At 66.5% G+C, this 25,085-nt stretch carries 14 protein-coding genes; 2 read left to right on the forward strand and 12 right to left on the reverse strand.

All coding sequences use genetic code 11. The features are described from left to right. Positions 1-170: 170 nt before the first annotated feature. The 5 genes from Q9R02_RS13055 to rpsL all read right to left on the reverse strand — a co-directional run bounded on the left by Q9R02_RS13055 (position 171) and on the right by rpsL (position 9,127). Positions 171-4,487 carry a hypothetical protein gene (locus tag Q9R02_RS13055; protein WP_305997133.1) on the reverse strand — a complete coding sequence of 1,439 codons (4,317 nt, stop codon included), beginning with the start codon at positions 4,485-4,487 and terminating at the stop codon, positions 171-173. Between the two features lie 193 nt (positions 4,488-4,680). Beyond that, entirely contained in the window at positions 4,681-5,871 is a 1,191-nt protein-coding gene (tuf, locus tag Q9R02_RS13060; protein ID WP_305997134.1) for an elongation factor Tu, read from the reverse strand. Positions 5,872-6,093: 222 nt separating this feature from the next. Continuing rightward, on the reverse strand, positions 6,094-8,208 hold the full coding sequence (gene fusA, locus Q9R02_RS13065) for an elongation factor G (protein ID WP_305997135.1): 2,115 nt from the start codon (positions 8,206-8,208) through the stop codon (positions 6,094-6,096). A gap of 72 nt (positions 8,209-8,280) precedes the next feature. Beyond that, positions 8,281-8,751 (reverse strand): 30S ribosomal protein S7, encoded by a 471-nt coding sequence (gene rpsG, locus Q9R02_RS13070; protein WP_305997136.1) that lies wholly within the window; start codon positions 8,749-8,751, stop codon positions 8,281-8,283. A 1-nt stretch (position 8,752) separates the two neighbouring features. Continuing rightward, positions 8,753-9,127 carry a 30S ribosomal protein S12 gene (gene rpsL / locus Q9R02_RS13075; protein ID WP_066211570.1) on the reverse strand — a complete coding sequence of 125 codons (375 nt, stop codon included), beginning with the start codon at positions 9,125-9,127 and terminating at the stop codon, positions 8,753-8,755. Positions 9,128-9,483: 356 nt separating this feature from the next. Between rpsL and Q9R02_RS13080 the strand changes: the two genes are divergently transcribed. Further along, complete coding sequence (locus Q9R02_RS13080; protein WP_305997137.1) at positions 9,484-10,476, forward strand: patatin-like phospholipase family protein; 993 nt, start codon at positions 9,484-9,486, stop codon at positions 10,474-10,476. A gap of 153 nt (positions 10,477-10,629) precedes the next feature. On the opposite strand, the gene Q9R02_RS13085 is transcribed toward Q9R02_RS13080, so the two are convergent. The 3 genes from Q9R02_RS13085 to Q9R02_RS13095 form a co-directional block, all read right to left on the reverse strand. Further along, the gene (locus Q9R02_RS13085) at positions 10,630-14,529 is read right to left on the reverse strand and encodes a DNA-directed RNA polymerase subunit beta' (RefSeq protein WP_305997138.1); all 3,900 of its coding nucleotides are present in this window, start codon (positions 14,527-14,529) and stop codon (positions 10,630-10,632) included. 90 nt (positions 14,530-14,619) lie between these two features. Further along, complete coding sequence (gene rpoB / locus Q9R02_RS13090; RefSeq protein WP_305997139.1) at positions 14,620-18,120, reverse strand: DNA-directed RNA polymerase subunit beta; 3,501 nt, start codon at positions 18,118-18,120, stop codon at positions 14,620-14,622. Positions 18,121-18,419: 299 nt separating this feature from the next. Next, on the reverse strand, positions 18,420-18,890 hold the full coding sequence (locus Q9R02_RS13095) for an aminoacyl-tRNA deacylase (RefSeq protein WP_305997140.1): 471 nt from the start codon (positions 18,888-18,890) through the stop codon (positions 18,420-18,422). Between the two features lie 144 nt (positions 18,891-19,034). On the opposite strand from Q9R02_RS13095, the gene Q9R02_RS13100 reads away from it, so the two are divergent. Beyond that, entirely contained in the window at positions 19,035-20,228 is a 1,194-nt protein-coding gene (locus Q9R02_RS13100; RefSeq protein WP_305997141.1) for an acetyl-CoA C-acetyltransferase, read from the forward strand. Here the strand turns inward: Q9R02_RS13100 and Q9R02_RS13105 are convergent, their stop codons facing one another. From Q9R02_RS13105 to rplJ, 4 genes are all read right to left on the reverse strand, one after another. Then, positions 20,229-21,521: a glycoside hydrolase 5 family protein gene (locus Q9R02_RS13105; RefSeq protein ID WP_305997142.1), complete on the reverse strand. Its 1,293-nt coding sequence runs from the start codon at positions 21,519-21,521 to the stop codon at positions 20,229-20,231. A gap of 88 nt (positions 21,522-21,609) precedes the next feature. Beyond that, positions 21,610-23,454 (reverse strand): bifunctional metallophosphatase/5'-nucleotidase, encoded by a 1,845-nt coding sequence (locus Q9R02_RS13110; RefSeq protein WP_305997143.1) that lies wholly within the window; start codon positions 23,452-23,454, stop codon positions 21,610-21,612. Positions 23,455-23,725: 271 nt separating this feature from the next. Continuing rightward, the gene (gene rplL, locus Q9R02_RS13115; RefSeq protein WP_305997144.1) at positions 23,726-24,103 is read right to left on the reverse strand and encodes a 50S ribosomal protein L7/L12; all 378 of its coding nucleotides are present in this window, start codon (positions 24,101-24,103) and stop codon (positions 23,726-23,728) included. Between the two features lie 62 nt (positions 24,104-24,165). Continuing rightward, entirely contained in the window at positions 24,166-24,723 is a 558-nt protein-coding gene (rplJ, locus tag Q9R02_RS13120) for a 50S ribosomal protein L10 (protein ID WP_305997145.1), read from the reverse strand. Positions 24,724-25,085 lie beyond the last annotated feature (362 nt).

Genomic DNA, 25,085 nt, shown 5'->3' on the forward strand with positions numbered 1-25,085 from the left:
ACCGTTCCTGTGTGGTTGGATTTTGCCGCCCGGCCTCCGACCTGGTCCCTGTCATCCGGCATTATCCGGACCGGGACACGAAGGAGCGCGTGAGCAACCCTTCAAGTATGCCGGATCCGGCCGGGAATTGCGAATCGAGACGGGGGTGGAGCCTCAGCCCCACCCCCGTCTCAGGCCTGACCGGCCGGCGGCTTCCGCCGGAGCAGGGTCACCAGCACTGCGGCGATGAGCGCGGCGGCCGTCAGGCCCAGCCCGAGATAGACGTAGGACCGGAACATGAAGAGGATCCCCGCCAGGACCCCGGCGCTCCCCCACCAGCTGAACAGCGGGCGCTGCTGCAGCAAGCCGGCCACGACGACGGCTGCGAAGGACACCAGGACCCAGAACTGCTGTGCGGCGTCGCCGTCCGTCAAGGCCAGGATCGCGGACAAGCTCGCTCCCCCGGCGAAGACGCAGCTGAACAGGAAGGCGTGGCCTGCCGATTTGCGGCCGAGGTGCCAGACCGCGAGGAACGCCGCATAGGCGAGATACCACTGCAGCAGCCAGAAGGTCTCCACCGTGATCCCGCCTCCCCAGTAGTAGGCGCGCTGCGCGGCGGAGAGGACCGGGAGCAGACCGATCTGGAGGGCCTGCGAACGATGCGCCGGAGCGAGCTGCCGCAGCAGGATCAGCAGCCCGAGCAGAAGGAACGCGGTCCCGCTCCAGACCACCGGCCTGCTGGCGAGAGCGTTGACGGTGCCCACGAACACCGCGAATGCGTTGGCAGAGAGCATCATGTTCCGTCTGAGAACGACCGCCCGCGGCACGCCGCCCCGCCATGTGGCGGCGGCGCCGGCGAGCGCCAGCAGTGCCGACGGCAGCAGCCACCCCAAATATGAGATGTCCGCCCGCAGGTCGACGCTGAGGCCCAGTCCGTAGACGGCGACGACGCCCGCGGCCACACCCGGCACGTACAGGACGGGGAGCCCCTCGCTGTGGGAGAGCACGAGCAGCAGCACCGCCACGGCGGCGAGGACGGCGAAGGCGGGCCACGTCCGCCCTGTTTCGGATGCGAACACCAGCGCTTCGACGAAGAAGGCCGCAGAGGACCCGAACCAGAGCGCACGGCCGGGGACGGCCGGAGAGCCGCCACGCGCCGTCGTTCTCCTGGATCGCAGGACGACCGGGGCCAGCCAGAGGAGAGCCAGTACGGAGGCGGAAACCGTCATGCCTGCCTCATCGAGCACGGGATCCTTCAGGAACGGCCCATCGCTGACATAGCCCGGACCGAGAACCGGGGCGAGGGCCAGCAGCCCGAGCACGGCCGGCACCATCAGCCACTGGTCCCGGGCGCGACGGCAGAGCACCCAGGAGGCACCGCACAGGCTCACGATTCCGATGACCGCGATCCACCGCTGCCATCCCCTGTACGTGGTGGCCAAGTACCCGACGACTGCGATCGCCTGCACGGAGAGCAGCGTCCACCTCAGAGCCCTTGCGTAGATCCGGCCCGAACCTTCGTCGAAGCGTTCCGGGATGAGCTGGTTCACCCAGCACAGTCCCAGGACCGCGAGGAGACTCTGTCCCGGATCCGCGTGCAGCAGGCGCAGCACGGCGAAGAGCAGGACCAAGGTGTCGAGCCGGGAGGCCAACAGGTAGAGGTGGCGGTTGGACGCAGCTCCGGACCGCAGCCCCGAGCTGAGCAGCAGAACCAGCACGGCGCCTGCCACGATGGCGAGCCCGTAGCCGGCAGGGCCGCGCCCGCCGGACAGCACGACGATGCCGTCCAGCGCTGCCGCACATCCCGCGAACAGGGCTCCTTCCTGGGCATCCGGCCTGAGGATCATTGCCGCACCGGCCATCGCGAGGCCGACCGCCGCCGCCAGGGTCCACTGCCAGCCCAGGGCACCGGTGCCGGAGTAATACAGGAAGAGACCGCAGAGGCCGGCCAGCACGCTCAGCGTCATCAACTCCGCCAGGGCGCCCACGGCCCGCGCAGGCAGGTCCGGACCCTTCACGGCGGCCAGCCGCATCACCGGGAACACGCTCTGCAAGGCCAGGAGGACCACCAGGACGGTCGGGCTCTCCAGGGTGGCGAGGAAGGTCCCCTGGGGTGCATGGGTCCGCAAGACGTCGAGTCCCTGGGCCGCCGCCACCATTCCCAGGAGACGCGTGCCATAGACGAACGGCAGCCGGCTCCCGGAACGGTGCAGGCCGGCAAGCAGCAGCTGCGCGGTCGCGCCCGCGGCGGCGAGAATCCAGGCGGAATCCCGGGCACCCGCGCCGGAAGCCACCCAGAGGAGGCTCGCGTCGGCGGACAGAACCACGGCACTCGTGTATCCGGCCTCCGCCCAGACGGCGCCGCCGGACCTCTCTCGTGCGGCTCGCCACAGGGCCGGTGCAAGAACCGCCGCCCCGAGGACCGCCGTAGCGGTCGCTGCCGCGATCCATCCGCCGGATCCGGGGAACTGCCGGTCCCCCACGGCCGTGGCGAGCGGCAGGAGCAGGACCGATGCGGTCGCAGACACCGCCCCGGCCAGGACCCCGGGCAAACCCCAGCGCCACGGGCTTCCGGACAGGAGGTGGCCGAGCGCGAGTGCCACGGAGGCCGCCAGCCCGCCGAGTACGACGTAGACCGGCCGGCCCGGGATATCGGAAGCGAACTCGTGGATCCCGAGTGGGAGTGCCAGACCCAGCAGCAGCTGCGCCCCGGCCAGGAACCACCGCGCCCGGGACTTGTCCTTTTCAGGACGGAGGAGCCAAAAAGCGCTCACTCCAACAAGGACCAGGGCGAGTCCTTTGAAGCCGATCGCCGGCAGAAGGCATCCCGCGGTCACCGGGAGAAGGACGAACCATTCGGCTCGCGGCCGCCAGAACCATGCAGCCCGCACGGCCGCTGCGAGCGACAGGCCGAGCACCAGCCAGGACCACAGCGTCTCGGCCTGGTAGGCACGGACAGGCCCGAAGCCGCCCTGTGAGTATGAGTAACGCAGCTGCCAGCCGGTCCCGGCATTCGCCAGCAGCAGGAGAGCGAGCCCAGCGGCGATGGCCCCGGCCTCGGCCAATGCCGGCCAGCCGAGAACGCGCTCGATCCGTCGCGAATCCCACGTGATCAGCAGGACGTGCAGCGCCAGGCAGCTCGCGACGACGTAGAGGGTCTGGTGGGACGGCAGCCCGAGCGTCAGAAGCAGGAAGGTCAGGAAGGCGGTGCCTGAGGCCCTGCCGAGGAGGTGGTAGACCCGGCGCCAGACGAGGGCTTCGTCGGCCGGCCGGAGCAGCGAGTAGCCCAGCAGCACAGCCATGACCAGGGCGTGCTCGCCGTTGCTGAAACCCAAGGCGAAGAACAGCTCCACCGCCATGATCACCGGGGCCAGCCAGGGATCGAGTGTGCGGAGCGGCTCAAGGAGCACCGGAGGACACCACCCGGGCGCACGCCGCTCGAACCAGGAGAGGAGCGCGCTGAACGCCAGCAGTGCGACGAACGTCCAGACGATACCGGTTCCCATCACGGCAAGGCCCGAGACGACGAGCGACAGCAGGAACGGGATGACCAGGTAGCCGAGAACCTTGCTCTTGAGACGCACAGTGGCATGGACGAAGGCTCCGAGCCCGGCCAGCGATGCCAGGAACCAGCTCAGCCGCGGCTGGTGGAGCAGCAGAAGGTCGAGGGCCACTCCGCAGAGCGGCACGGAAGCCAGGCCGATGCCGACGAAAGCGATGGCCGCCGGCTTCACCCGAGGCTGTCGTGCGAACAGGAGGTGACCTCCGACGAGGAACAGCACCGACAGCGCGAAAACCCCGGCGAACTTGGCCACAGGCGCGGCGTCACCGGCCAAGAAGGCGGCGCCCGCCGAGACCATCAGCAACGAGGCCACATACAGGGTCAGGTTGACGACGCGCTTCTCCCTGCGGGACCGGAGTTCAGAGGCCGATGGACGCTGAACGGCGGCCGCGGTGCCCTGCGGGACCCCGGCATTCTCCGCGACCGTATGGCTGGGTTCCGGCTCACGACGAGGCTGCACAGGCACTGGGTCGGCAGATGCCGGCATGGTGGGCGCCCCTGCCGGAACCGCCGGTTCAGCAGGCTTCATCGATCGCTGCTCCGCAACACTGGGTGCCACCGCCGGCGATTCGGCAGCGGCGAGCGTGGTGGGGGGCGTCGCAGTCGGCCGGGGAGCCGTCGGCCGTAAGGCGCTGAGCGGCTGCGCTGTGTCGTGCGGCTGCGCAGTGCTGACCGACTGCACAGTCCTGACCGGCTGCACAGTGCTGACCGGCTGCGAGGCGGACGCTCCGTCGCCGACCGCAACGCCCAGCTGCTCCATGCCCTTCAGCCAGCCGTCACGATGGCCCTTGAGATAAGCGTCCTGCTCCCGCACCCCAGCGGCGTGGGCCGCAGTCCGCTGTCTCACCAGGGCGTCATGCTCCCCGGCCAGCTTTCCCCGCCCGTAGGCCACCATTCCGGTGACCACCGCGGCCGCAAGGATCAGAAGAACTCCAAAGCCGTCCATGACCCACCCCCTTTAATCTATCGATTGGCTTTAACGATAGATCCGGGTTCTACCGGTACACAACGAGGCGGACGCCCATGTGGATAAGACAACGTCGTGCTCAGGCCGAGACATTCACGGCAACGAAAAGGGCCCCACCGCAAAAGCGATGGGGCCCTTCTCACCGGACTAGTCCGGAAGGATCACCAAGAGACTACTTGACGATCTTGGTCACACGACCCGAACCAACGGTGCGGCCACCCTCACGGATAGCGAAGCCGAGGCCCTCTTCCATGGCGATGGGCTGGATCAGCGCAACGCTCATCTCGGTGTTGTCGCCCGGCATGACCATCTCAGTGCCCTCGGGGAGGGTGATGACGCCGGTGACATCCGTGGTACGGAAGTAGAACTGCGGGCGGTAGTTCGAGTAGAACGGGTTGTGACGGCCGCCCTCGTCCTTGGACAGGATGTAGACGTTCGCCTCGAAGTCGGTGTGCGGGGTGATGGAACCCGGCTTGACGACAACCTGGCCACGCTCGACATCGTCGCGCTTCAGGCCACGGAGCAGCAGGCCACAGTTCTCGCCGGCCCAAGCCTCGTCGAGCTGCTTGTGGAACATCTCGATACCGGTCACCGTGGTCTTCTGGACCGGGCGGATGCCGACGATCTCAACCTCGGAGTTGATGGCGAGGGTGCCACGCTCGGCGCGGCCGGTCACCACGGTGCCACGACCGGTGATGGTGAAGACGTCCTCGATCGGCATCAGGAACGGCTTGTCACGGTCACGGACCGGGTCCGGGATGGACTCGTCGACGGCGGCCATGAGCTCCTTGACGGACTCAACCCACTTGGGGTCGCCTTCCAGAGCCTTCAGGCCGGAGACGCGGATGACGGGAGCGTTGTCGCCGTCGAACTCCTGGGAGGAGAGCAGCTCGCGAACTTCCATCTCGACGAGGTCGAGGAGTTCCTCGTCCTCGACCATGTCGGACTTGTTCAGGGCGACCAGCAGGTAGGGGACACCAACCTGGCGGGCCAGCAGAACGTGCTCACGGGTCTGAGCCATCGGGCCGTCGGTGGCGGCGACCACGAGGATGGCGCCGTCCATCTGAGCAGCACCGGTGATCATGTTCTTGATGTAGTCAGCGTGACCGGGGGCGTCAACGTGTGCGTAGTGACGCTTCTCGGTCTGGTACTCCACGTGGGAGATGTTGATGGTGATACCGCGCTGGCGCTCTTCCGGAGCGGAGTCGATGGAAGCGAAGTCACGCGCCTCGTTGAGATCCGGGTACTGGTCGTACAGCACCTTGGAAATGGCGGCCGTCAGCGTCGTCTTACCGTGGTCAACGTGACCGATGGTGCCGATGTTGACGTGCGGCTTAGTCCGCTCGAACTTTGCCTTTGCCACAGGTTCCTCCTAGAACATTTTTCAAGTGACGTGCTCCTTCGCCGCGGGTATCGCGGCAGAACTTAGACCAGTCTACTTGGGGGCAGGGGTTTTGATGAAATTGCGGTTCAAGGGCACTTCTGCCCCTGGCGCCGGGTTGTCGCGGTCCCTCGGCGAGCAGCCGAAAGTTTCGCGACGACGGCTGGGGATCTGCACGCAGACCCCCAGCCGAGGTGCGACAACTTACTCGCCGCGGCTCTTCTGAATGATCTCGTCGGCCACAGCCTTCGGGACCTCAGCGTAGCTGTCGAAGGTCATCGAGTACACCGCGCGGCCCTGGGTCTTGGAACGCAGGTCGCCGATGTAGCCGAACATCTCGGACAGCGGAACGTTGGCACGGATGACCTTCACACCCGCGGCATCCTCCATGGACTGGATCATGCCACGACGGGAGTTGAGGTCACCGATGACATCGCCCATGTACTCCTCGGGAGTACGGACCTCGACGGCCATGAGCGGCTCGAGGAGGACGGGGTTGGCACGGCGTGCGCCTTCCTTGAACACCTGGGAACCGGCGATCTTGAACGCCATTTCCGAGGAGTCGACGTCGTGGTAGGCGCCGTCGATCAGGATGGCCTTCACGCCCACCATCGGGTAACCGGCCAGGATACCGAACTGCATGGCGTCCTGGATACCGGCATCGATGGAGGGGATGTACTCGCGCGGAACGCGGCCACCGGTGACCTTGTTCTCGAACTCGTAGAAGGTGCCATCGGTGGTCTCGAGCGGCTCGAAGGAAACCTGCACCTTGGCGAACTGACCGGAACCACCGGTCTGCTTCTTGTGGGTGAAGTCGACCTTCTCGACAGCCTTCTTGATGGTCTCGCGGTACGCGACCTGCGGCTTGCCGACGTTGGCCTCGACCTTGAACTCGCGGCGCATGCGGTCCACCAGGATGTCCAGGTGGAGCTCGCCCATGCCGGCGATGACGGTCTGGCCGGTGTCCTCGTTGAGGGAGACCTGGAAGGTCGGGTCCTCAGCGGAGAGCTTCTGGATGGCGGTGGAGAGCTTCTCCTGGTCACCCTTGGAGTTCGGCTCGATGGCCACGGAGATCACGGGCTCAGGGAAGCTCATGGACTCCAGGACGATCTGGTTGGCCGGATCGCAGAGGGTGTCACCGGTGGTGGTGTCCTTCAGACCGATGGCGGCGTAGATGTGGCCGGCGGTGGCGCCCTCGACGGGCATCTCCTTGTTGGCGTGCATCTGGAAGAGCTTGCCGATGCGCTCCTTCTTACCCTTGGTGGAGTTGACCACCTGGGCGCCGGCCTCGACGTGACCGGAGTACACGCGGACGAAGGTCAGCTGACCGAAGAAGGGGTGAGCGGCGATCTTGAAGGCCAGAGCGGAGAACGGCTCGTCGGCGCTGGGCTTGCGGACCAGCTCCTCCTCCTCGTTGCGCGGGTTGTGGCCGATCATGTCCGGCACGTCCAGCGGGGACGGCAGGAAGTCGATCACGGCGTCCAGCATCGGCTGCACGCCACGGTTCTTGAAGGCGGAGCCACAGAAGACCGGGTAGACCTCGGAGTTGACCGTCATCTTGCGGATGCCGGCCTTGAGCTCGGCGAGGGTGATCTCCTCACCCTCGAGGTACTTCTCCATGAGCTCTTCGGAGGACTCGGCAACGGTCTCGACGAGCTGAGCACGGTATTCCTCGGCACGCTCCTGGAGATCGGCGGGGATCTCCTGGACCTCGTAGGAGGCACCCATGGTCACGTCACCCTTGGCGTCGCCCGGCCAGACCAGGGCGCGCATCTCGAGCAGGTCCACGACACCGACGAAGTCGTTCTCGGCACCGATCGGCAGCTGCATGACGAGCGGCTTGGCGCCCAGACGGCTGATGATGGTGTCCACCGTGAAGTAGAAGTCCGCACCGAGCTTGTCCATCTTGTTGACGAAGCAGATGCGCGGGACGTTGTACTTATCGGCCTGACGCCACACGGTCTCGGACTGCGGCTCAACGCCTTCCTTGCCGTCGAAGACGGCGACGGCGCCGTCGAGGACGCGCAGGGAGCGCTCAACCTCAACGGTGAAGTCCACGTGACCGGGGGTGTCGATGATGTTGATCTGGTTCTTGTTCCAGAAGCAGGTCACCGCGGCGGAGGTGATGGTGATGCCGCGTTCCTTTTCCTGTTCCATCCAGTCGGTGGTGGACGCACCGTCGTGCGTTTCACCGATCTTGTGGTTCACACCCGTGTAGAACAGGATGCGCTCCGTCGTAGTGGTCTTGCCGGCATCGATGTGGGCCATGATGCCGATGTTGCGGACCTTGTTAAGGTCGGTAAGCACGTCCTGTGCCACGGTGTCTCCCTTTGAGATGGACTACACGACGTCCGCCGCCGACCGTGTGGGCCGGCGGCGGGTCGTGAGGTTTTACCAGCGGTAGTGGGCGAAGGCCTTGTTGGACTCGGCCATCTTGTGGGTGTCTTCGCGACGCTTGACAGCGGCACCGAGACCGTTGGAGGCATCCAGGATCTCGTTGCGGAGACGCTCGGTCATGGTCTTCTCGCGGCGGGCCTTGGAGTAGCCGACGAGCCAGCGGAGGGCCAGCGCGGTGGCGCGGCCCGGCTTGACCTCAACCGGAACCTGGTAGGTGGCGCCACCGACGCGGCGGGACTTGACCTCAAGGCTCGGCTTGATGTTGTCCATGGCCTTCTTCAGGGTGGCCACGGGATCGTTGCCGCTCTTCTCACGAGCACCCTCGAGGGCGCCGTAGACGATGCGCTCAGCGGTGGACTTCTTGCCGTCCACGAGAACCTTGTTGATCAGCTGGGTGACCAGCGGGGAACCGTAGACCGGATCCGAAACGAGCGGCCGCTTGGGGGCCGGACCCTTGCGAGGCATATTACTTCTTCTCCATCTTTGCGCCGTAGCGGCTGCGAGCCTGCTTGCGGTTCTTCACACCCTGGGTGTCGAGGGCACCACGGACGATCTTGTAGCGAACGCCGGGGAGGTCCTTCACACGACCACCGCGCACCAGCACGATGGAGTGTTCCTGCAGGTTGTGGCCCACGCCCGGGATGTAAGCCGTGACCTCGACGCCGCCGTTGAGGCGGACACGGGCGACCTTACGCAGAGCCGAGTTCGGCTTCTTCGGGGTGGTGGTGTACACGCGGGTGCAGACGCCGCGGCGCATCGGGCTGCCCTTCAGGGCAGGAGCCTTGGTCTTGGAGACCTTCGGCGTGCGGCCCTTACGGACCAGCTGCTGAATAGTAGGCACTATTTCTCCATCGTCTGAAGTGGCCGTCTCCGGCCGCTCCTCATTTACTTGCCCCGGCCCAGGCCCACGGAAGCCGTGGGAACGCCGGGGCGAAGCACTTCAAAGAGATGCACGCCTGGTCCGATCCGAAGGAATCCCAAAAGGGCCAAGACATGCAAAAGCGTGGCATTCGTTGTGCAAGTTACCCACAACATGGACGGAGTCCGCTGCCACTAAATCAATCACGTTAACTGTAGCACGCACTGTTCCCTGCTCCCGCATCTCCAGCTTCCGCGGGCCTCTTGACCCTGCCCCGGCACGGGTCCACCATGCAAGCATGCGGTCCTTCCCGGACCGCCTCATTGAGGGAGGCACCCATGGCCGACGCCGATCTGGTACTCGAAGGAGGCGGGGTCAAGGGTTCGGCCCTGGTGGGCGCCCTGTCCGCTCTCGAAGCCGCCGCAGACCCCTACACCTTCCATCGCGTCGCCGGAACCTCGGCCGGCGCGATCGTGGCGTCCTTCCTCGCCTCGGGCATGAACGCCGGGCAGATCAAGAAGGTCATGGACGAGCTGGACTTCTCCCGCTTCGAGGACAAGGAGGGCATCCTGGCCCGGATCCCCGGCCTGGGCCCGGCGTTCGGGCTGCTGGTGCACGAAGGCCTCTTCGCCGGCGACTTCATGCATCAATGGCTGACGGAGACCCTGGCCGGCCAGGGTGTGAAGACCTGGGCCGATCTCCGCGAGGACGACCCGGGCTCTGCACTGCCGCCCTCGCAGCGGTACAAGCTGGTGGTGATCGTCTCCGACGTGTCCCGCGGCCTCATGCTGCGGCTGCCTTGGGACTACGAGACACTCCTGGGCGTGGACCCGGACACCGTGCCGGTGGCCGACGCCGTGCGGGCCTCGGCCTCCATCCCGTTCTTCTTCCGGCCCTGGAAGATGGCGATGAACGCCGCCGTCACCGGACACGATCACATCGTGTGCACCGATGGCGGCATGCTGTCCAACTTCCCCATCGACGTCTTCGACCGTCGCGACGACAAGCCGTCCCGCTGGCCCACCATGGGGGTCAAGCTCTCCGGTCAGCAGAGTCTGCGGACCGAGGACTGGAAACCGGACAACAACGGCTTCGAGCTGGCCAAGTCCCTGTTGAGCACCATGATCGGCGCCCACGACCGGGCGCACATCAACGACCCCCAGGCGTCCTCCCGGACCGTGTTCGTGGACACCTCCCGCTACCGTGCCACGGACTTCCATCTCAGCGCCGAGGACAAGACCACCCTCTACACCAGCGGCTTCAGCAGTGCCCAGCGCTTCCTGAACACCTGGGACTGGGAGCAGTGGAAGAAGGGCTATTACACCACCTGAGCATCGCCCGGGCGGTGTGCACGACGACGTCGGCCATCCACGACGTCGGCGACGGAAACGAGAACGGGCCCTCACCGCAGCTGCGGTGAGGGCCCGTCGTCGGCTCACACTGTCAGTGCCTCACGGCACCGGATGTGTCGGCGTCGACCGTGATCAGCGGAAATCGCTCCCGAGATCGTAGTCATCCAGCGGGATGGCGTGGAACTCGTTGCTTCCGTCGACACCCATCGGATCGTAGGAGAAGTCGCTGAACGAGGCCTGGGCGGAGAAGATGCTCGCCTTGGCTTCCTCAGTCGGCTCCACGTTCACCTCGGTGTAGCGCGGGAGACCCGTGCCGGCCGGGATGAGCTTACCGATGATGACGTTCTCCTTGAGGCCGAGCAGCGGGTCGCTCTTGCCCTCCATGGCCGCCTGGGTGAGCACGCGGGTGGTCTCCTGGAAGGAGGCCGCGGACAGCCAGGACTCGGTGGCCAGGGACGCCTTGGTGATACCCATGAGCTCGGGACGGCCGGAGGCCGGCTTCTTGCCCTCGGAGACCACACGGCGGTTCTCGGACTCGAAACGGCTCCGCTCGGCCAGCTCACCGGGCAGCAGCTCGGAGTCGCCGGACTCGATGACCGTGACGCGACGCAGCATCTGACGGACGATGACCTCCACGTGCTTGTCGTGGATGCCGATGCCCTGGCTGCGGTACACGCCCTGGACCTCGTCGACGAGGAACTTCTGAGCGGCACGCGGACCCATGATGCGCAGCACCTGCTTGGGGTCCACCGGACCCTGGACCAGCTTCTGGCCCACGGCGACGTGCTCGCCGTCGGCCACCAGCAGGCGGGAACGGCGCAGGATCGGGTACGCCAGCTCCTCCGTGCCGTCGTCCGGGGTCACCACGAGGCGGACGGAGTTCTCGCCCTCCTCCACGGTGACGCGGCCGGCGGTCTCGGAGATCGGGGCCACACCCTTCGGGGTACGGGCCTCGAAGAGCTCCTGGATACGGGGCAGACCCTGGGTGATGTCATCGCCACCGCCCGCGGACACGGCACCACCGGTGTGGAAGGTACGCATGGTCAGCTGGGTACCGGGCTCACCGATGGACTGTGCCGCGATGATGCCGACGGCCTCGCCGATGTCCACGGTCTTGCCGGTGGCCAGGGAGCGGCCGTAGCAGAGGGCACAGGTGCCCACGGTGGACTCACAGGTCAGCACGGAGCGGACCTTGATCTCGGTGATGCCGGCCGCGAACAGCTCGGCGATGACCACGTCACCGCAGTCGGTGCCGCCGGCGGCGAGGACATTGCCCTCGGCATCCACGACGTCGACGGCAAGGGTGCGCGCGTAGGCGCTGTTCTCGACGTTCTCGTCCAGACGCAGCTCGCCGTTCTCATCGACGATGGCGATCGGGGTGACCAGGCCGCGCTCGGTGCCGCAGTCCTCCTCGCGGACGATGACGTCCTGGGAGACGTCCACCAGACGACGGGTCAGGTAACCCGAGTTGGCGGTACGCAGAGCGGTGTCGGCCAGACCCTTACGGGCACCGTGCGTGGCGATGAAGTACTCGAGCACGGACAGGCCCTCACGGTAGGAGGACTTGATCGGGCGCGGGATGATCTCACCACGCGGGTTGGCCACGAGGCCACGGATACCCGCGATCTGACGGACCTGCATCCAGTTACCACGGGCACCGGAGGAGACCATGCGGTTGATGGTGTTCATCGGAGACAGGGACTTGCGCATGACGCTGGCGATCTCGTCGGTGGCCTTGCCCCAGAGCTCGATGAGCTCCTGACGGCGCTCCTCCTCGTCGATCAGACCCTTGTCGTACTGACCCTGGATCTTCGCGGCCTTCTCCTCGTAGCCTGCCAGGATGGCCGGCTTGGCGGAGGGGACCTCGATGTCGGAGACGGCAACGGTCACGCCGGAACGGGTGGCCCAGTAGAAACCGGCGTCCTTCAGGTTGTCCAGCGTGGCGGCCGTGATGACCTTGGGGTAGCGCTCAGCAAGGTCGTTGACGATGCGGGACAGCTCACCCTTGTCCGCGACGGCCTCCACCCACGGGTAATCCGCCGGCAGAGTGCCATTGAAGATGACCTGGCCGAGAGAGGTCTCCACGAGGACACGCTGACCCGGCTCGTAGCCCTCGGGGGCTTCCCAGCCCTCGTACGGCACGAAGTCGTCCAGGCGGATCTTCACCTTGGAGTTCAGGTGCAGTTCCCGGTTGTCGAAAGCCATGATGGCCTCGGACACGGAGGAGAAGATCCGGCCTTCACCTGCGGAACACACGCGCTTGGTGGTCAGGTGGTACAGGCCGATGATCATATCCTGCGAGGGCAGGGTCACCGGGCGGCCGTCGGACGGCTTCAGGATGTTGTTGGAGGACAGCATCAGGATGCGGGCCTCCGCCTGGGCCTCCGGGCTCAGCGGCAGGTGCACGGCCATCTGGTCGCCGTCGAAGTCGGCGTTGAAGGCGGCACACACGAGCGGGTGCAGCTGGATGGCCTTACCCTCCACGAGCTGCGGCTCGAACGCCTGGATGCCCAGACGGTGCAGGGTGGGCGCACGGTTCAGCAGCACCGGGTGCTCGGTGATGATGTCTTCGAGAACGTCCCACACCTGCGGACGGTACCGCTCCACCATGCGCTTGGCGCTCTTGATGTTCTGGGCGTGGTTGAGGTCCACCAGGCGCTTCATCACGAACGGCTTGAAGAGCTCCAGGGCCATCTGCTTGGGCAGACCACACTGGTGCAGCTTCAGCTGCGGGCCGACGACGATGACCGAACGGCCGGAGTAGTCGACGCGCTTGCCGAGGAGGTTCTGACGGAAACGGCCCTGCTTGCCCTTGAGCATCTCGCTCAGGGACTTCAGCGGACGGTTGCCCGGACCGGTGACGGGGCGGCCACGGCGGCCGTTGTCGAAGAGGTTGTCAACAGCTTCCTGCAGCATGCGCTTTTCGTTGTTGACGATGATCTCCGGAGCACCCAGCTCGAGCAGACGCTTGAGGCGGTTGTTGCGGTTGATCACGCGGCGGTACAGGTCGTTGAGGTCGGAGGTCGCGAAGCGGCCACCGTCCAGCTGCACCATGGGGCGGAGCTCCGGCGGGATCACCGGGACGGCGTCCAGGACCATGCCCAGCGGGCTGTTGTCCGTGGTGAGGAAGGCGTTGACCACCTTGAGGCGCTTGATCGCCCGGGTCTTCCGCTGGCCCTTGCCGTTCTGGATGATGTCCTTGAGCAGCTCGGACTCGGCCTCCAGGTCGAAGGTCTCGAGGCGCTTCTTGATGGCCTCGGCACCCATGGAGCCCTCGAAGTACATGCCGTAGCGGTCACGCAGTTCGCGGTACAGGCCCTCATCGCCCTCGAGGTCGGCGACCTTGAGGTTCTTGAAGCGGTCCCAGACCTGCTCCAGGCGCTCGATGTCGGCGTCCGCGCGCTTGCGGACGTTCGCCATCTGACGGTCCGCGGAGTCACGGGCCTTCTTCTTGTCGGCGGCCTTGGCGCCCTCGCCCTCGAGGCGGGCGAGCTCGTCCTCGAGGTCACGGGCGATCGCGGCGATGTCCGCGTCGCGGGTGTCCACGAGCTGCTTCTTCTCCACGTCGTGCTCGATCTGGAGGTTCGGCAGTTCCGCGTGACGGTTGTCCTCGTCCACGCTGGTGATCATGTAGGCGGCGAAGTAGATGACCTTCTCGAGGTCCTTCGGGGCCAGGTCGAGGAGGTAACCGAGGCGGGACGGCACACCCTTGAAGTACCAGATGTGGGTGACGGGAGCGGCGAGCTCGATGTGGCCCATGCGCTCACGGCGCACCTTGGCACGAGTGACCTCGACGCCACAGCGCTCACAGATGATGCCCTTGAAGCGCACACGCTTGTACTTGCCGCAGTAGCACTCCCAGTCACGGGACGGGCCGAAGATCTTCTCGCAGAAAAGACCGTCCTTCTCCGGCTTCAGAGTGCGGTAGTTGATGGTTTCCGGCTTCTTGACTTCGCCGTACGACCACTGGCGGATGTCATCCACCGTGGCGAGGCCGATCTGCATGAGGCCGAAGGAAGATTCGCTGGACATGGAATCCTGTTCTCTCTTGTCTGAAAAGTCTTGACTTCTTAGAAGGGGTGGGGTGCGGAGGCGGCGCTCAGGCGCCGCCTCCGCACGGCACTACACCTCTTCGACGGAGCTGGGCTCTGCGCGGGACAGATCGATGCCCAGTTCCTCAGCGGCCGTGAAGACCGCATCGTCAGAGTCACGCATCTCGATCGTGGTGCCGTCCGTGGAGAGGACCTCCACGTTCAGGCACAGCGACTGCATTTCCTTGATCAGAACCTTGAAGGACTCGGGGACACCCGGTTCCGGGATGTTCTCACCCTTGACGATGGCTTCGTAGACCTTCACGCGGCCATGGATGTCATCGGACTTGATGGTGAGGAGCTCCTGGAGCGTGTACGCCGCGCCATAGGCCTCCAGGGCCCACACTTCCATCTCACCGAAGCGCTGGCCGCCGAACTGGGCCTTACCGCCGAGCGGCTGCTGGGTGATCATGGAGTACGGACCGGTGGAGCGGGCGTGGATCTTGTCGTCCACCAGGTGGTGGAGCTTCAGGATGTACATGTAGCCCACGGAGATGGGGTCCGGGAACGGCTCGCCGGAGCGGCCGTCGAACAGACGGGTCTTGCCGGAGGCGTCGATCAGGCGATCGCCGTCGCGGGTCACGTTGGTGGAGTTCAGCAGGCCTGCGATCTCCTCCTCACGGGCACCGTCGAACACCGGGGTGGCCAGCGTCTGGTTCGGGGCGGTCTCACGCGGCAGCTTCGGAAGGTTCTTGACCCACTCCGGCTCGCCCTCGATCTTCCAGCCGGTCTTGGCGACCCAGCCGAGGTGCGTTTCCAGCACCTGGCCGACGTTCATACGACCGGGGACACCCAGCGGGTTGAGCACGACGTCGACGGGGGTGCCGTCGGCCAGGAACGGCATGTCCTCGATCGGCAGGATCTTGGAGATGACACCCTTGTTGCCGTGACGGCCGGCGAGCTTGTCGCCGTCCGTGATCTTGCGCTTGGCGGCCACGTACACGCGGACCAGCTGATTCACGCCCGGGGGCAGCTCGTCGTCGTTGTCGCGGTCGAAGACGCGCACGCCGATGACGGTGCCGGACTCGCCGTGCGGCACCTTCAGGGAGGTGTCACGCACTTCGCGGGACTTCTCGCCGAAGATGGCGCGGAGCAGGCGCTCCTCCGGGGTCAGCTCGGTCTCACCCTTCGGGGTGACCTTGCCGACCAGGATGTCGCCGGCCTCGACCTCGGCACCGATGTGGATGATGCCGCGCTCGTCCAGGCCCGCCAGGACCTCTTCGGAGACGTTCGGGATGTCACGGGTGATCTCCTCGGCACCGAGCTTGGTGTCGCGGGCGTCGATCTCGTGCTCCTCGATGTGGATGGAGGACAGGACGTCCTCCGCCACCAGGCGCTGAGACAGGATGATGGCGTCCTCGAAGTTGTGACCCTCCCAGGACATGAAGGCCACCAGCAGGTTGCGGCCGAGGGACAGCTCGCCACGGTCCGTGGACGGGCCGTCGGCGATGATGCCGCCGACCTCGAGGCGCTGGCCTTCGTCCACCAGGACACGGTGGTTGTAGCAGTTGCCCTGGTTGGAGCGGGAGAACTTGCCGATCCGGTAGCTGGTCTCGGTGCCATCGTCGTTGAGCATGATCACGAGGTCGGCGGAGACCTCGGAGACCACGCCGGCCTTCTTGGCCACGACGACGTCGCCGGCGTCAACGGCTGCGGCGCGCTCCATGCCGGTGCCCACGAAGGGGGCCTCGGCGCGGACCAGCGGCACGGCCTGGCGCTGCATGTTGGCACCCATGAGGGCTCGGTTGGCGTCATCGTGCTCGAGGAACGGGATCAGGGCGGTGGCCACGGACACCATCTGGCGCGGGGAGACGTCCATGTACTGCACGTCTTCGGCCGGGATGAGCACGGGCTCGCCTCCACCGCCACGCTCACGGACGAGGACGGTCTCCTCGGTGAAGCGGTTGTCGCCGTCCAGCGGCGCGTTGGCCTGGGCGATGACCACCTCGGCCTCGTCATCCGCGGTGAGGTACTCGACGTCGTCGCTGACGACGCCGTTGGCGACCTTGCGGTACGGGGTCTCGATGAAGCCGAACGGGTTGATGCGGCCGTACGAGGCCAGCGAGCCGATCAGACCGATGTTCGGGCCTTCAGGGGTCTCGATGGGGCACATGCGGCCGTAGTGGGACGGGTGGACGTCTCGCACTTCCATGCCTGCACGGTCACGGGACAGACCGCCCGGGCCCAGCGCGGAGAGACGGCGCTTGTGGGTCAGGCCGGAGAGCGGGTTGTTCTGGTCCATGAACTGGGACAGCTGGGAGGTTCCGAAGAACTCCTTGATCGCTGCCACCACGGGACGGATGTTGATCAGGGACTGCGGGGTGATGGCCTCGACGTCCTGCGTGGTCATGCGTTCGCGGACCACACGCTCCATACGGGACAGACCCGTGCGGACCTGGTTCTCGATCAGCTCGCCCACGGCGCGGATGCGGCGGTTGCCGAAGTGGTCGATGTCATCGACCTCGACGCGCAGATCCACTTCCTGACCGTCGCGGGCACCCTTGATGGTGCTCTCGCCGGCGTGCAGCGCCACGAGGAACTTGATCATGGCCACGATGTCCTCGACGTGGAGGATGGAGGCCTCGCGGTCGGACAGCGGGCGGTCGATGCCCAGCTTGCGGTTGATCTTGTACCGGCCGACCTTGGCGAGGTCGTAGCGCTTGGCGTTGAAGTAGAGGTTGTCCAGGAGGTTCTGGGCGGCCTCGACGGTGGGCGGCTCGCCCGGACGCAGCTTGCGGTAGATGTCCAGGAGGGCTTCCTCCTGGGTCTGCGTGGCATCCTTCTCCAGGGTGGCACGCATGGAGTCGTACTGGCCGAACTCCTCGAGGATCTGGCCCTCGGTCCAGCCGAGCGCCTTCAGCAGCACCGTGACGGACTGCTTGCGCTTGCGGTCCAGGCGGACGCCGACCTGATCGCGCTTGTCGATCTCGAGCTCGAACCAGGCACCGCGGGACGGGATGATGCGAGCGGTGTAGATGTCCTTGTCACTGGTCTTGTCCGGAGCCTTCTCGAAGTAGGCGCCCGGGGAACGGACCAGCTGGGAGACGACGACACGCTCGGTGCCGTTGACCACGAAGGTGCCCTTCTCCGTCATAAGGGGGAAGTCACCCATGAACACGGTCTGCTGCTTGATCTCGCCCGTGTTGTTGTTGATGAACTCGGCCTTGACGTACAGCGGGGCGGAGTAGGTCGCGTCGCGGTCCTTGCACTCTGCCATGGTGTACTTGGGCTCGTAGAACTCCGGGTCGGAGAAGCTCAGGGACATGGTGCCCTGGAAGTCCTCGATCGGGGAGATCTCTTCGAAGATGTCGGCGAGACCGGACGTGGTGGCCACGGAGTCATCACCGGCTTCAACGGCGGCGGCGACCTTGGCCTGCCAGCGCTCGTTGCCTACCAGCCAGTCAAAGCTGTCCGTCTGGAGAGCGAGCAGATTCGGGACGTCAAGCGGCTCGTGAATCTTCGCGAATGAGATGCGACGGGTCGCACCATCAGTGGTAGCGGTTTCATTGTTTGGGGTGCTCGAGGCGACCAAGAGGGTTCCTTCCACAGACCTTCGGGCTGATCAGCCCTCCCCCGATCGAGCGCCCACGCTGTACACGCTGGGCGCCACCTGTCCGGGACCGCTATATGACCCGGGACCGCATCCGTGGCGGCAGCCGATTCGCTGCTTAAACGCCACAGGCACGGCCAGCCCACCGCTATATGAAGGCCGAAGGTACAGAGGGAAGACGCAAAGACCTACATTACCGGAATCAAACGAATATGTCTACCCCAGTCAGTATGCCCGCGTCAAGCCGGTCGGCGGCCCGGCCAGGCTGCCGGGCCACCGTTCTACTCGGGAACGGTGATGTCCGCCACCGTGGCGCCATAGGCACTGATCAGCTCATCGGCGTCGACGAACAGGCTGTAACCGTGGGCCCCGGCGCCCATGGCTACGCGGTGCCCCACGATGGTCTCATCGGCGAAGACCGGCCAGTCCGTGGTGCTGCCGATCGGAGTGATGGTGCCCCGTTCATAGCCGGTGGCTTCCAAGGCCAGATCCGCCTCGGGGAGGCGCAGCTTGTTGACACCGACCACCGCCCGCAGCTTCGGCCAGGAGATCGCCCGTCCGCCGGGGACAAGCGCGAAAAGGAAGGTGCCGTCGGACCGCTTCACCACGAGCGTCTTGACGATGCCCGACGGCGGGATGCCGAGCAGCGTCGCCGCCTCGGCGAGCGAATTCGCCGCCGGCCGTTCGCGGATCTCGATCTCGAGGCCCCGGGCCGCGGCGGCCTCACGGACCCTGGAGTGTGCTTCCGGCATCCGGCTCCCCCTTCGGTGCATCCTGTCCCACCATCCTGGCAGACCCCGCTCTCAAGTCACAGCAAGCTCCGGGTCTGCTGTGACGTCCGGCACGTTCCGGGGCGATAGCCTGGTGTCACTAAGCACGATGGAAAGCGAAGGGCCATGTCCGAAAACAACAACGACGTTGTCATCCTCTCTGCGGCGCGCACGCCCCAGGGACGCCTGAACGGCCAGCTCGCGGCCAAGACCGCCGTGCAGCTGGGAAGCCACGCCATCAAGGCCGCCATCGAGCGCGCCGGGATCGGCCCCGAAGCCGTCCAGGCCGTCTTCATGGGCCAGGTGCTCCAGGCCGGTGCCGGGCAGAACCCCGCCCGGCAGAGCTCCATCGGGGCGGGAATCGGCTGGGACGTCCCCACCGTGACCCTGAACAAGGTCTGCCTCTCCGGGCTCACCGCCGTGATCGACGCCGCGCGCCTCATCCGCGCCGGCGAGGCCGACGTCGTCGTGGCCGGCGGCCAGGAGTCGATGACCCGCGCCCCGCACCTGCTTCCGGGCTCGCGACAGGGCTGGACCTACGGCACGGTGCAGATGCTGGACCACGCCGCGTACGACGGCCTGACGGACGCTTTTGACGGCCAGTCCATGGGCCTGTCCACGGAGAGCCTCAACCTCTCCCTGGGCATCGACCGCCGCTCCCAGGACGAGGTGGCCGTCGCGTCCCACCAGCGCGCGGCGAAGGCCATCGAGGACGGCGTCTTCGCCGACGAGATCGCCCCGCTGACGATCCCCCAGCGCAAGGGCGATGCCCTGGTGGTGGACACCGATGAAGGCGTCCGCGGCGGCACCACGCTGCTGACGCTGGCCCCGCTGAAGGCTGCGTTCGTCACGGACGGCACCATCACGGCCGGCAACTCCTCGCCGCTCTCCGACGGCGCCTCCGCCCTGGTGCTGGCCTCCCGCTCCTACGCCGAGGCGCATGGCCTGGACTACCTGGCCGCCGTCGGCAAGCCCGGTCAGGTGGCCGGCCCGGACAACTCCCTGCACTCCCAGCCGTCCCACGCGATCTCCTCCGCCCTCACGAAGGCCGGGTGGAGCGTGGAGGACCTGGACTTCATCGAGATCAATGAGGCCTTCGGCTCCGTGGCCGTCCAGTCCCTGAAAGACCTCGACTACCCGCTGGAGAAGTGCAATATCCACGGCGGGGCCATCGCGCTCGGCCACCCGATCGGCGCGTCCGGCGCGCGTCTGGCCCTGCACGCCGCGTTCGAGCTCAAGCGGCGCGGCACCGGCAAGGCCGCCGTGTCCCTCTGCGGCGGCGGTGGTCAGGGCGAGGCGCTGCTGCTCTACCGCGGCTAGTCAGAGGTCTTGGAGGCGGAGGACGTCCGTGATGCCGCGTGCCGTGAGGTGCGCGGCATCCGTGCTTTTCGAGGCGAGCACGACGGCGGGGCGGGCACCTGCCTTGGCCAGGCGCATCCACGCGTCGAAGAACCCTCCCCCGGGCGCGCAGCTGGGGCGTCCGGCTGCGGCGACGGCGGGGCCGGCGAGGGCGGGGACGTGCGGCACCGCGCCGTCGTCGGGCTCTTCGGCGCCGACGTCGAGCACCAGTGCCGTACGCCGCGGCTCCGGCGTCTCCCAGGAGCTCCCGGCGAGTTCCGCGAAGGCGCAGCCGAGGTCCTTGTGGGAGCGGTCGTTGCGGATCAGTCCCAGGCTGTATTCGAGCGCCGGGAAGCCGGCCAGGCTCCGCGACACGTCGTGGGAGCACCACCAGGTGACACCCCAGACGTCCCGGCTGTCCAGTGCATGTGCGACGGACTGCCGGGCGAACTCCGCGGCGTCCTCGGCCGGGATGTGAGGCGCCGGCGCCCCGATCTCCTGCAACCAGACGGAACGGGTGGGATCCACGGCCCAGGCCTGGCCCAGCTGGATGAGGTACTCGGCGAGACGCACGCTCTCCTGGCTCATGCCGCCGTAGCGCTGGGCGGTGCCGTTGAAGACCCAGGAATGGATGGTGGTCATGGCGCCCTGCCGCGCAGTGGCCGCGGGCGTGAACGGATGTTCGGCGCCGAAGAAGGCCGCGTCGTACTCGGAATGGCAGTGCGCCAGGCCCGGTGCGCCCTCCTCGCACGCCTCAAGCATCAGGCCCAGCCAGCGGTGGGCGGCCGTGGTGCCGAGCGGTTTGTAGCCCGGGTGTGCCACGTTGGCGAACTGGCTGAATTCGTTGCCCACGCTCATGCCCAGGACGTTGTCCCGGCCCGCCAGGGCCCGTGCCACGGTCCGGAGATAGTCCTGCTGCCCCTCGATCACGCGGGGATCGGTGAACAGGTCCGTGCCGTGCCAGCTCTGGGTCCAGGCCGGCAGGAAATCGAAGCTGGACAGGTGGCCCTGGAGAGCGTCGACGCTGCAGTCCATGCCCCGCTCCCCCGCAGCATCCACCATGGACAACAACTGTTCCACGGCGTGCCCCCTCACCAAGGACCGGTTCGGCTGGAAGTACGGCCAGATGGCGAAGAGCCGGACATGGTCCAGCCCCAGCTCCGCCAGGCCGTCGAAATCGCGGCGGACCGCATCGAGATCGAAGTCGAGCCAGTGGTGGAACCAGTTCTCGCTGGGGGTGTAGTTGACGCCGAAGCGGGGCGAGGCGGAGGTCATGGCTCCAGTCTTGTCCAGGCGGAGACGATGCGCATCCGGCGGGGCTCACATGAACCCCGCCGGACACGATCCGATCAGAAGGACATGGTCAGGGGGTGACGCTCAGCGGCACGCCATTGGCCACGAGCTTCCAGTCCTGGCGCGCGAACACGGCGGCGTCCAGGGTGCCGTGCTCCACGACGTAGTCGATCATCAGCTGCCGGATCTCCTGCTGGCTGTTGCTCAGCACGGGCGCCATGGTGACCCCGGGGAAGTTACCGCCGCCGCTCTGGCGGTAGTTGTTGATGGCAAGGGCGAACTCCTGGGCGTCGGGCACGGGAACGCCGCCGTACAGCAGGCCCTGGATCCTCTGCCCGGCCGGCTTGGCGACGTCGATGGAGTACTCCAGCGGCGCGTCCAGCCCGAAGACGATGTCGTAGTTGTAGTCCGGTGTGCCCGCGGGCGCCAGGGAGGTGGGGGCGTTGGTCAGATCCGCCGAGGCCACCGAGGTGGCGGTGACGGTCTTGTAGTAGGCCGCCGACCATTCCAGGTAGGCCTTCAGCTGGGCGCCGGTCAGCTTGATGCTCAGGAGCGTGTTGTCGAAGATGTAGAGCCCGGCGATGTCGCGGATGGTCAGCGGGCCCGCCTTCACATCCACTTCCCGGGAGAACGGGGCCGCGATGGACAGCACGGGCAAGGAGGCCGCGGCGCCGCCAGCCAGCTCCGCCTTGATCCGGCTCGCCTGCACGAAGTTGATGGCGTCCACGGCGGCCGAGTCCTCCCAGCACGCCGTCGCCGTGGAGAGCGGCTGAGTGGACGTCCCGATGACCTTGTTCACGTAGGTCACCGCGGCCTGGTGCGCCGCGCTCACGGCGGACACGATCTGCTGGTCCTCCGGCGCCGTGCGGGCGTCCAGCAGGTGCGAATGGGCGGAGGCCACCGTCCAGCCTCCGCGCTCCTTGACCAGGTCCAGATCGATCACGGAAACCCGCATCCCCCAGCGGAGCGGCTCGGTCAGGAGGACCTGCTTCCCGGTGGACTTGTTCACCACGAACCGTTCCGGGATCTCCTGGTGCGCATGGCCCACCAGGATCGCATCGATGCCGGGGACGTCCTCGGCGAGCTGGGATGAGGCGTTCTCCGGGAACGGCAGCGCGTCCCCGTAGGACGAGCCCGGGGTGGCCCCGGAGTGGCAGGAGACGATCACGACATCCGCACCGGCGGCCTTGACCTCGGGGATGACCACCTTGGCCTCCTCCACGATCCCGTTGAAATCGAGCTTGCCCTCCACATTGTGGCGGTCCCACAGGGCACAGCCCGGGGTCACGAAACCGACCAGGCCCACCGTGACCCAGCCGTTGCCCGTCTTCACACGCTTGAGGACGTACGGGGTGAAGGCGCGCGCGCCGCTGCCGGCGACGTGGACGTTCGCACCCAGCAGCGGGAACGTCAGCTGGGACTCCCACGTGCGGAGGAGGTCGACGCCGTAGTTGAACTCGTGGTTTCCCAGCGCCACGGCGTCGTACCCCACCGCGTTCATGGCCAGCGCCATCGGGTGCTTCACCGTGGCGGACGCGGGCGTGATCTTGGCGAAGTAGTACGCCAGCGGGGTGCCCTGAATGGTGTCCCCGGCGTCCAGGGTGAGGGTGGCTGCCGCACCCCGTTCTTCGCGGACCGCCTTGATGAGGGTGGAGGCCTGGGCGATGCCGATCCGGTTGCCCGCCTTGTCCGTGTACGGCGCGTTCTTGAAGTAGTCCCAGTTGAAGACGTTGTTGTGCAGATCGGTGGTGCCCAGGACGGTCAGCCGGAAGTTCTTCCGGTCCAGACCCGGTGCGGCCTCGGCCGGCGAGGCGGCCAGGAGGGCACTCGCGCTGGAACCGGCGACGACGGCGGCGGCCAGCATGGCGCGCCGGCTGATCCGGGACGCGGGGCTGAGGGAGGTGGATTCGCTCATGGGGAAACCTCGGGGTGAGTCGATGGGTGCGTGAGTGATGCGAAAGCCCGCCACCCTGTGGTGGGCGCGGCCCAGGAGGCCTGAAGCGCCAGTCTATGAGCACCGTCGCGCCGTGAGAAGGACTTCTGAAGCACTTCTTGCATTGTTCACCCGGGGTTCCCACGCCGGAGGGCGCAGTTAAAGCGGAAGACCCCGCCCACCGAAGTGGACGGGGCCTTCACAGCGATCAGCTTCCGTTCCGTGCGGAACGGGGAACCGGACCGAAACCGAATTACTTGACGGAAACGGTGGCGCCGGCAGCCTCGAGCTGCTCCTTGGCCTTCTCGGCGGTCTCCTTGTTGACGCCCTCGAGGACGGCCTTGGGAGCGCTGTCGACGAGGTCCTTGGCCTCCTTCAGGCCGAGGGAGGTCAGGGCGCGCACCTCCTTGATGACACCGATCTTCTTGTCGCCGGCGGCCTCGAGGACGACGTCGAACTCGGTCTTCTCCTCGGCCTCTTCAGCAGCGCCGCCACCGGCGGGGCCTGCAACGGCAACAGCTGCGGCGGTGACCTCGAAGGTCTCCTCGAACAGCTTGACGAACTCGGAGAGCTCGATGATGGTCAGTTCCTTGAAAGCTTCGATGAGCTCTTCGTTGCTGAGCTTCGCCATGATTGGCGTCCTTCCTGTTGTTGGTGCCTGCGCACCACAGTGTGTGGGTGGGGAGAAGAGGATCAGGCCTCTTCGGAAGCGGCCTCGGCCGGAGCCTCGGCAGGTGCTTCCTCAGCGGCGGGCGCCGGAGCGCCGTTCTCTTCTTCGAGCTTGATGCGCAGGGCATCAATGATGCGGGCAGCTGCGGCGGCCGGGGCCTTGAGGACACCGGCGACCTTGGCGAGCTGCAGCTCACGGGACTCGAGAGCGGCCAGAGCGGCAACTTCCGAAGCGTTCAGAGCCTTGCCCTCGAAGTAACCGGTCTTGATGACCAGCTGCTTGTTGGCCTTGGCAAAGTCCGTGAGGCTCTTGGCAGCAGCAACGGCGTCGCCCTTGATGAAGGCGATTGCGGTGGGGCCTGCGAGCTGGCCGTCGAACGCGTCGACACCGGCTTCCTTGGCAGCAATCGCGGTCAGGGAGTTCTTGACGACGGAGTACTTGGTCTCCGCGCCCAGAGAACGACGCAGCTCCTTGAGCTGTGCGACAGAGAGCCCGCGGTATTCGGTCAGGACAGCGGCGGTCGATTCCTGGAAATCGGTGGTGATCTCAGAAACTGCGGCCACCTTGTTCGGCGTTGTCATAACCCTCCTTCCGGGGAATCAGGCCGGTCAGGAAGGTCCTCGCTGCTCGCAGCGTGAGCCGCGCATCAGGTACTCAGGGGCACCAACAAAAAACGCCCCGCGCAGGCGCACGGGGCATGGAAGATCTCTCTTCAAAGCTCAGCTCACCTGCGCCGGCCGCCCTTATGCTGAAGGGTCCTTCGATGGAGATCCACACTCTTCAGCAATGCCGAAAAGCACAGGGATGTCCAACAACCGACGGTCTTTGGTGCTTCAAGCCTACGGGACACGGGAGGAACGAGGCAAATCGAGGCCGCCCTCCCCCATCGAACGGTCACTTGCTCGCAGTGTTTCCGCGTGACACTGCGATCAAATGACCGATC

The organism is Arthrobacter horti (genome assembly GCF_030731045.1).
GTDB classification, from domain to species: Bacteria; Actinomycetota; Actinomycetes; order Actinomycetales; family Micrococcaceae; genus Arthrobacter_E; species Arthrobacter_E nanjingensis.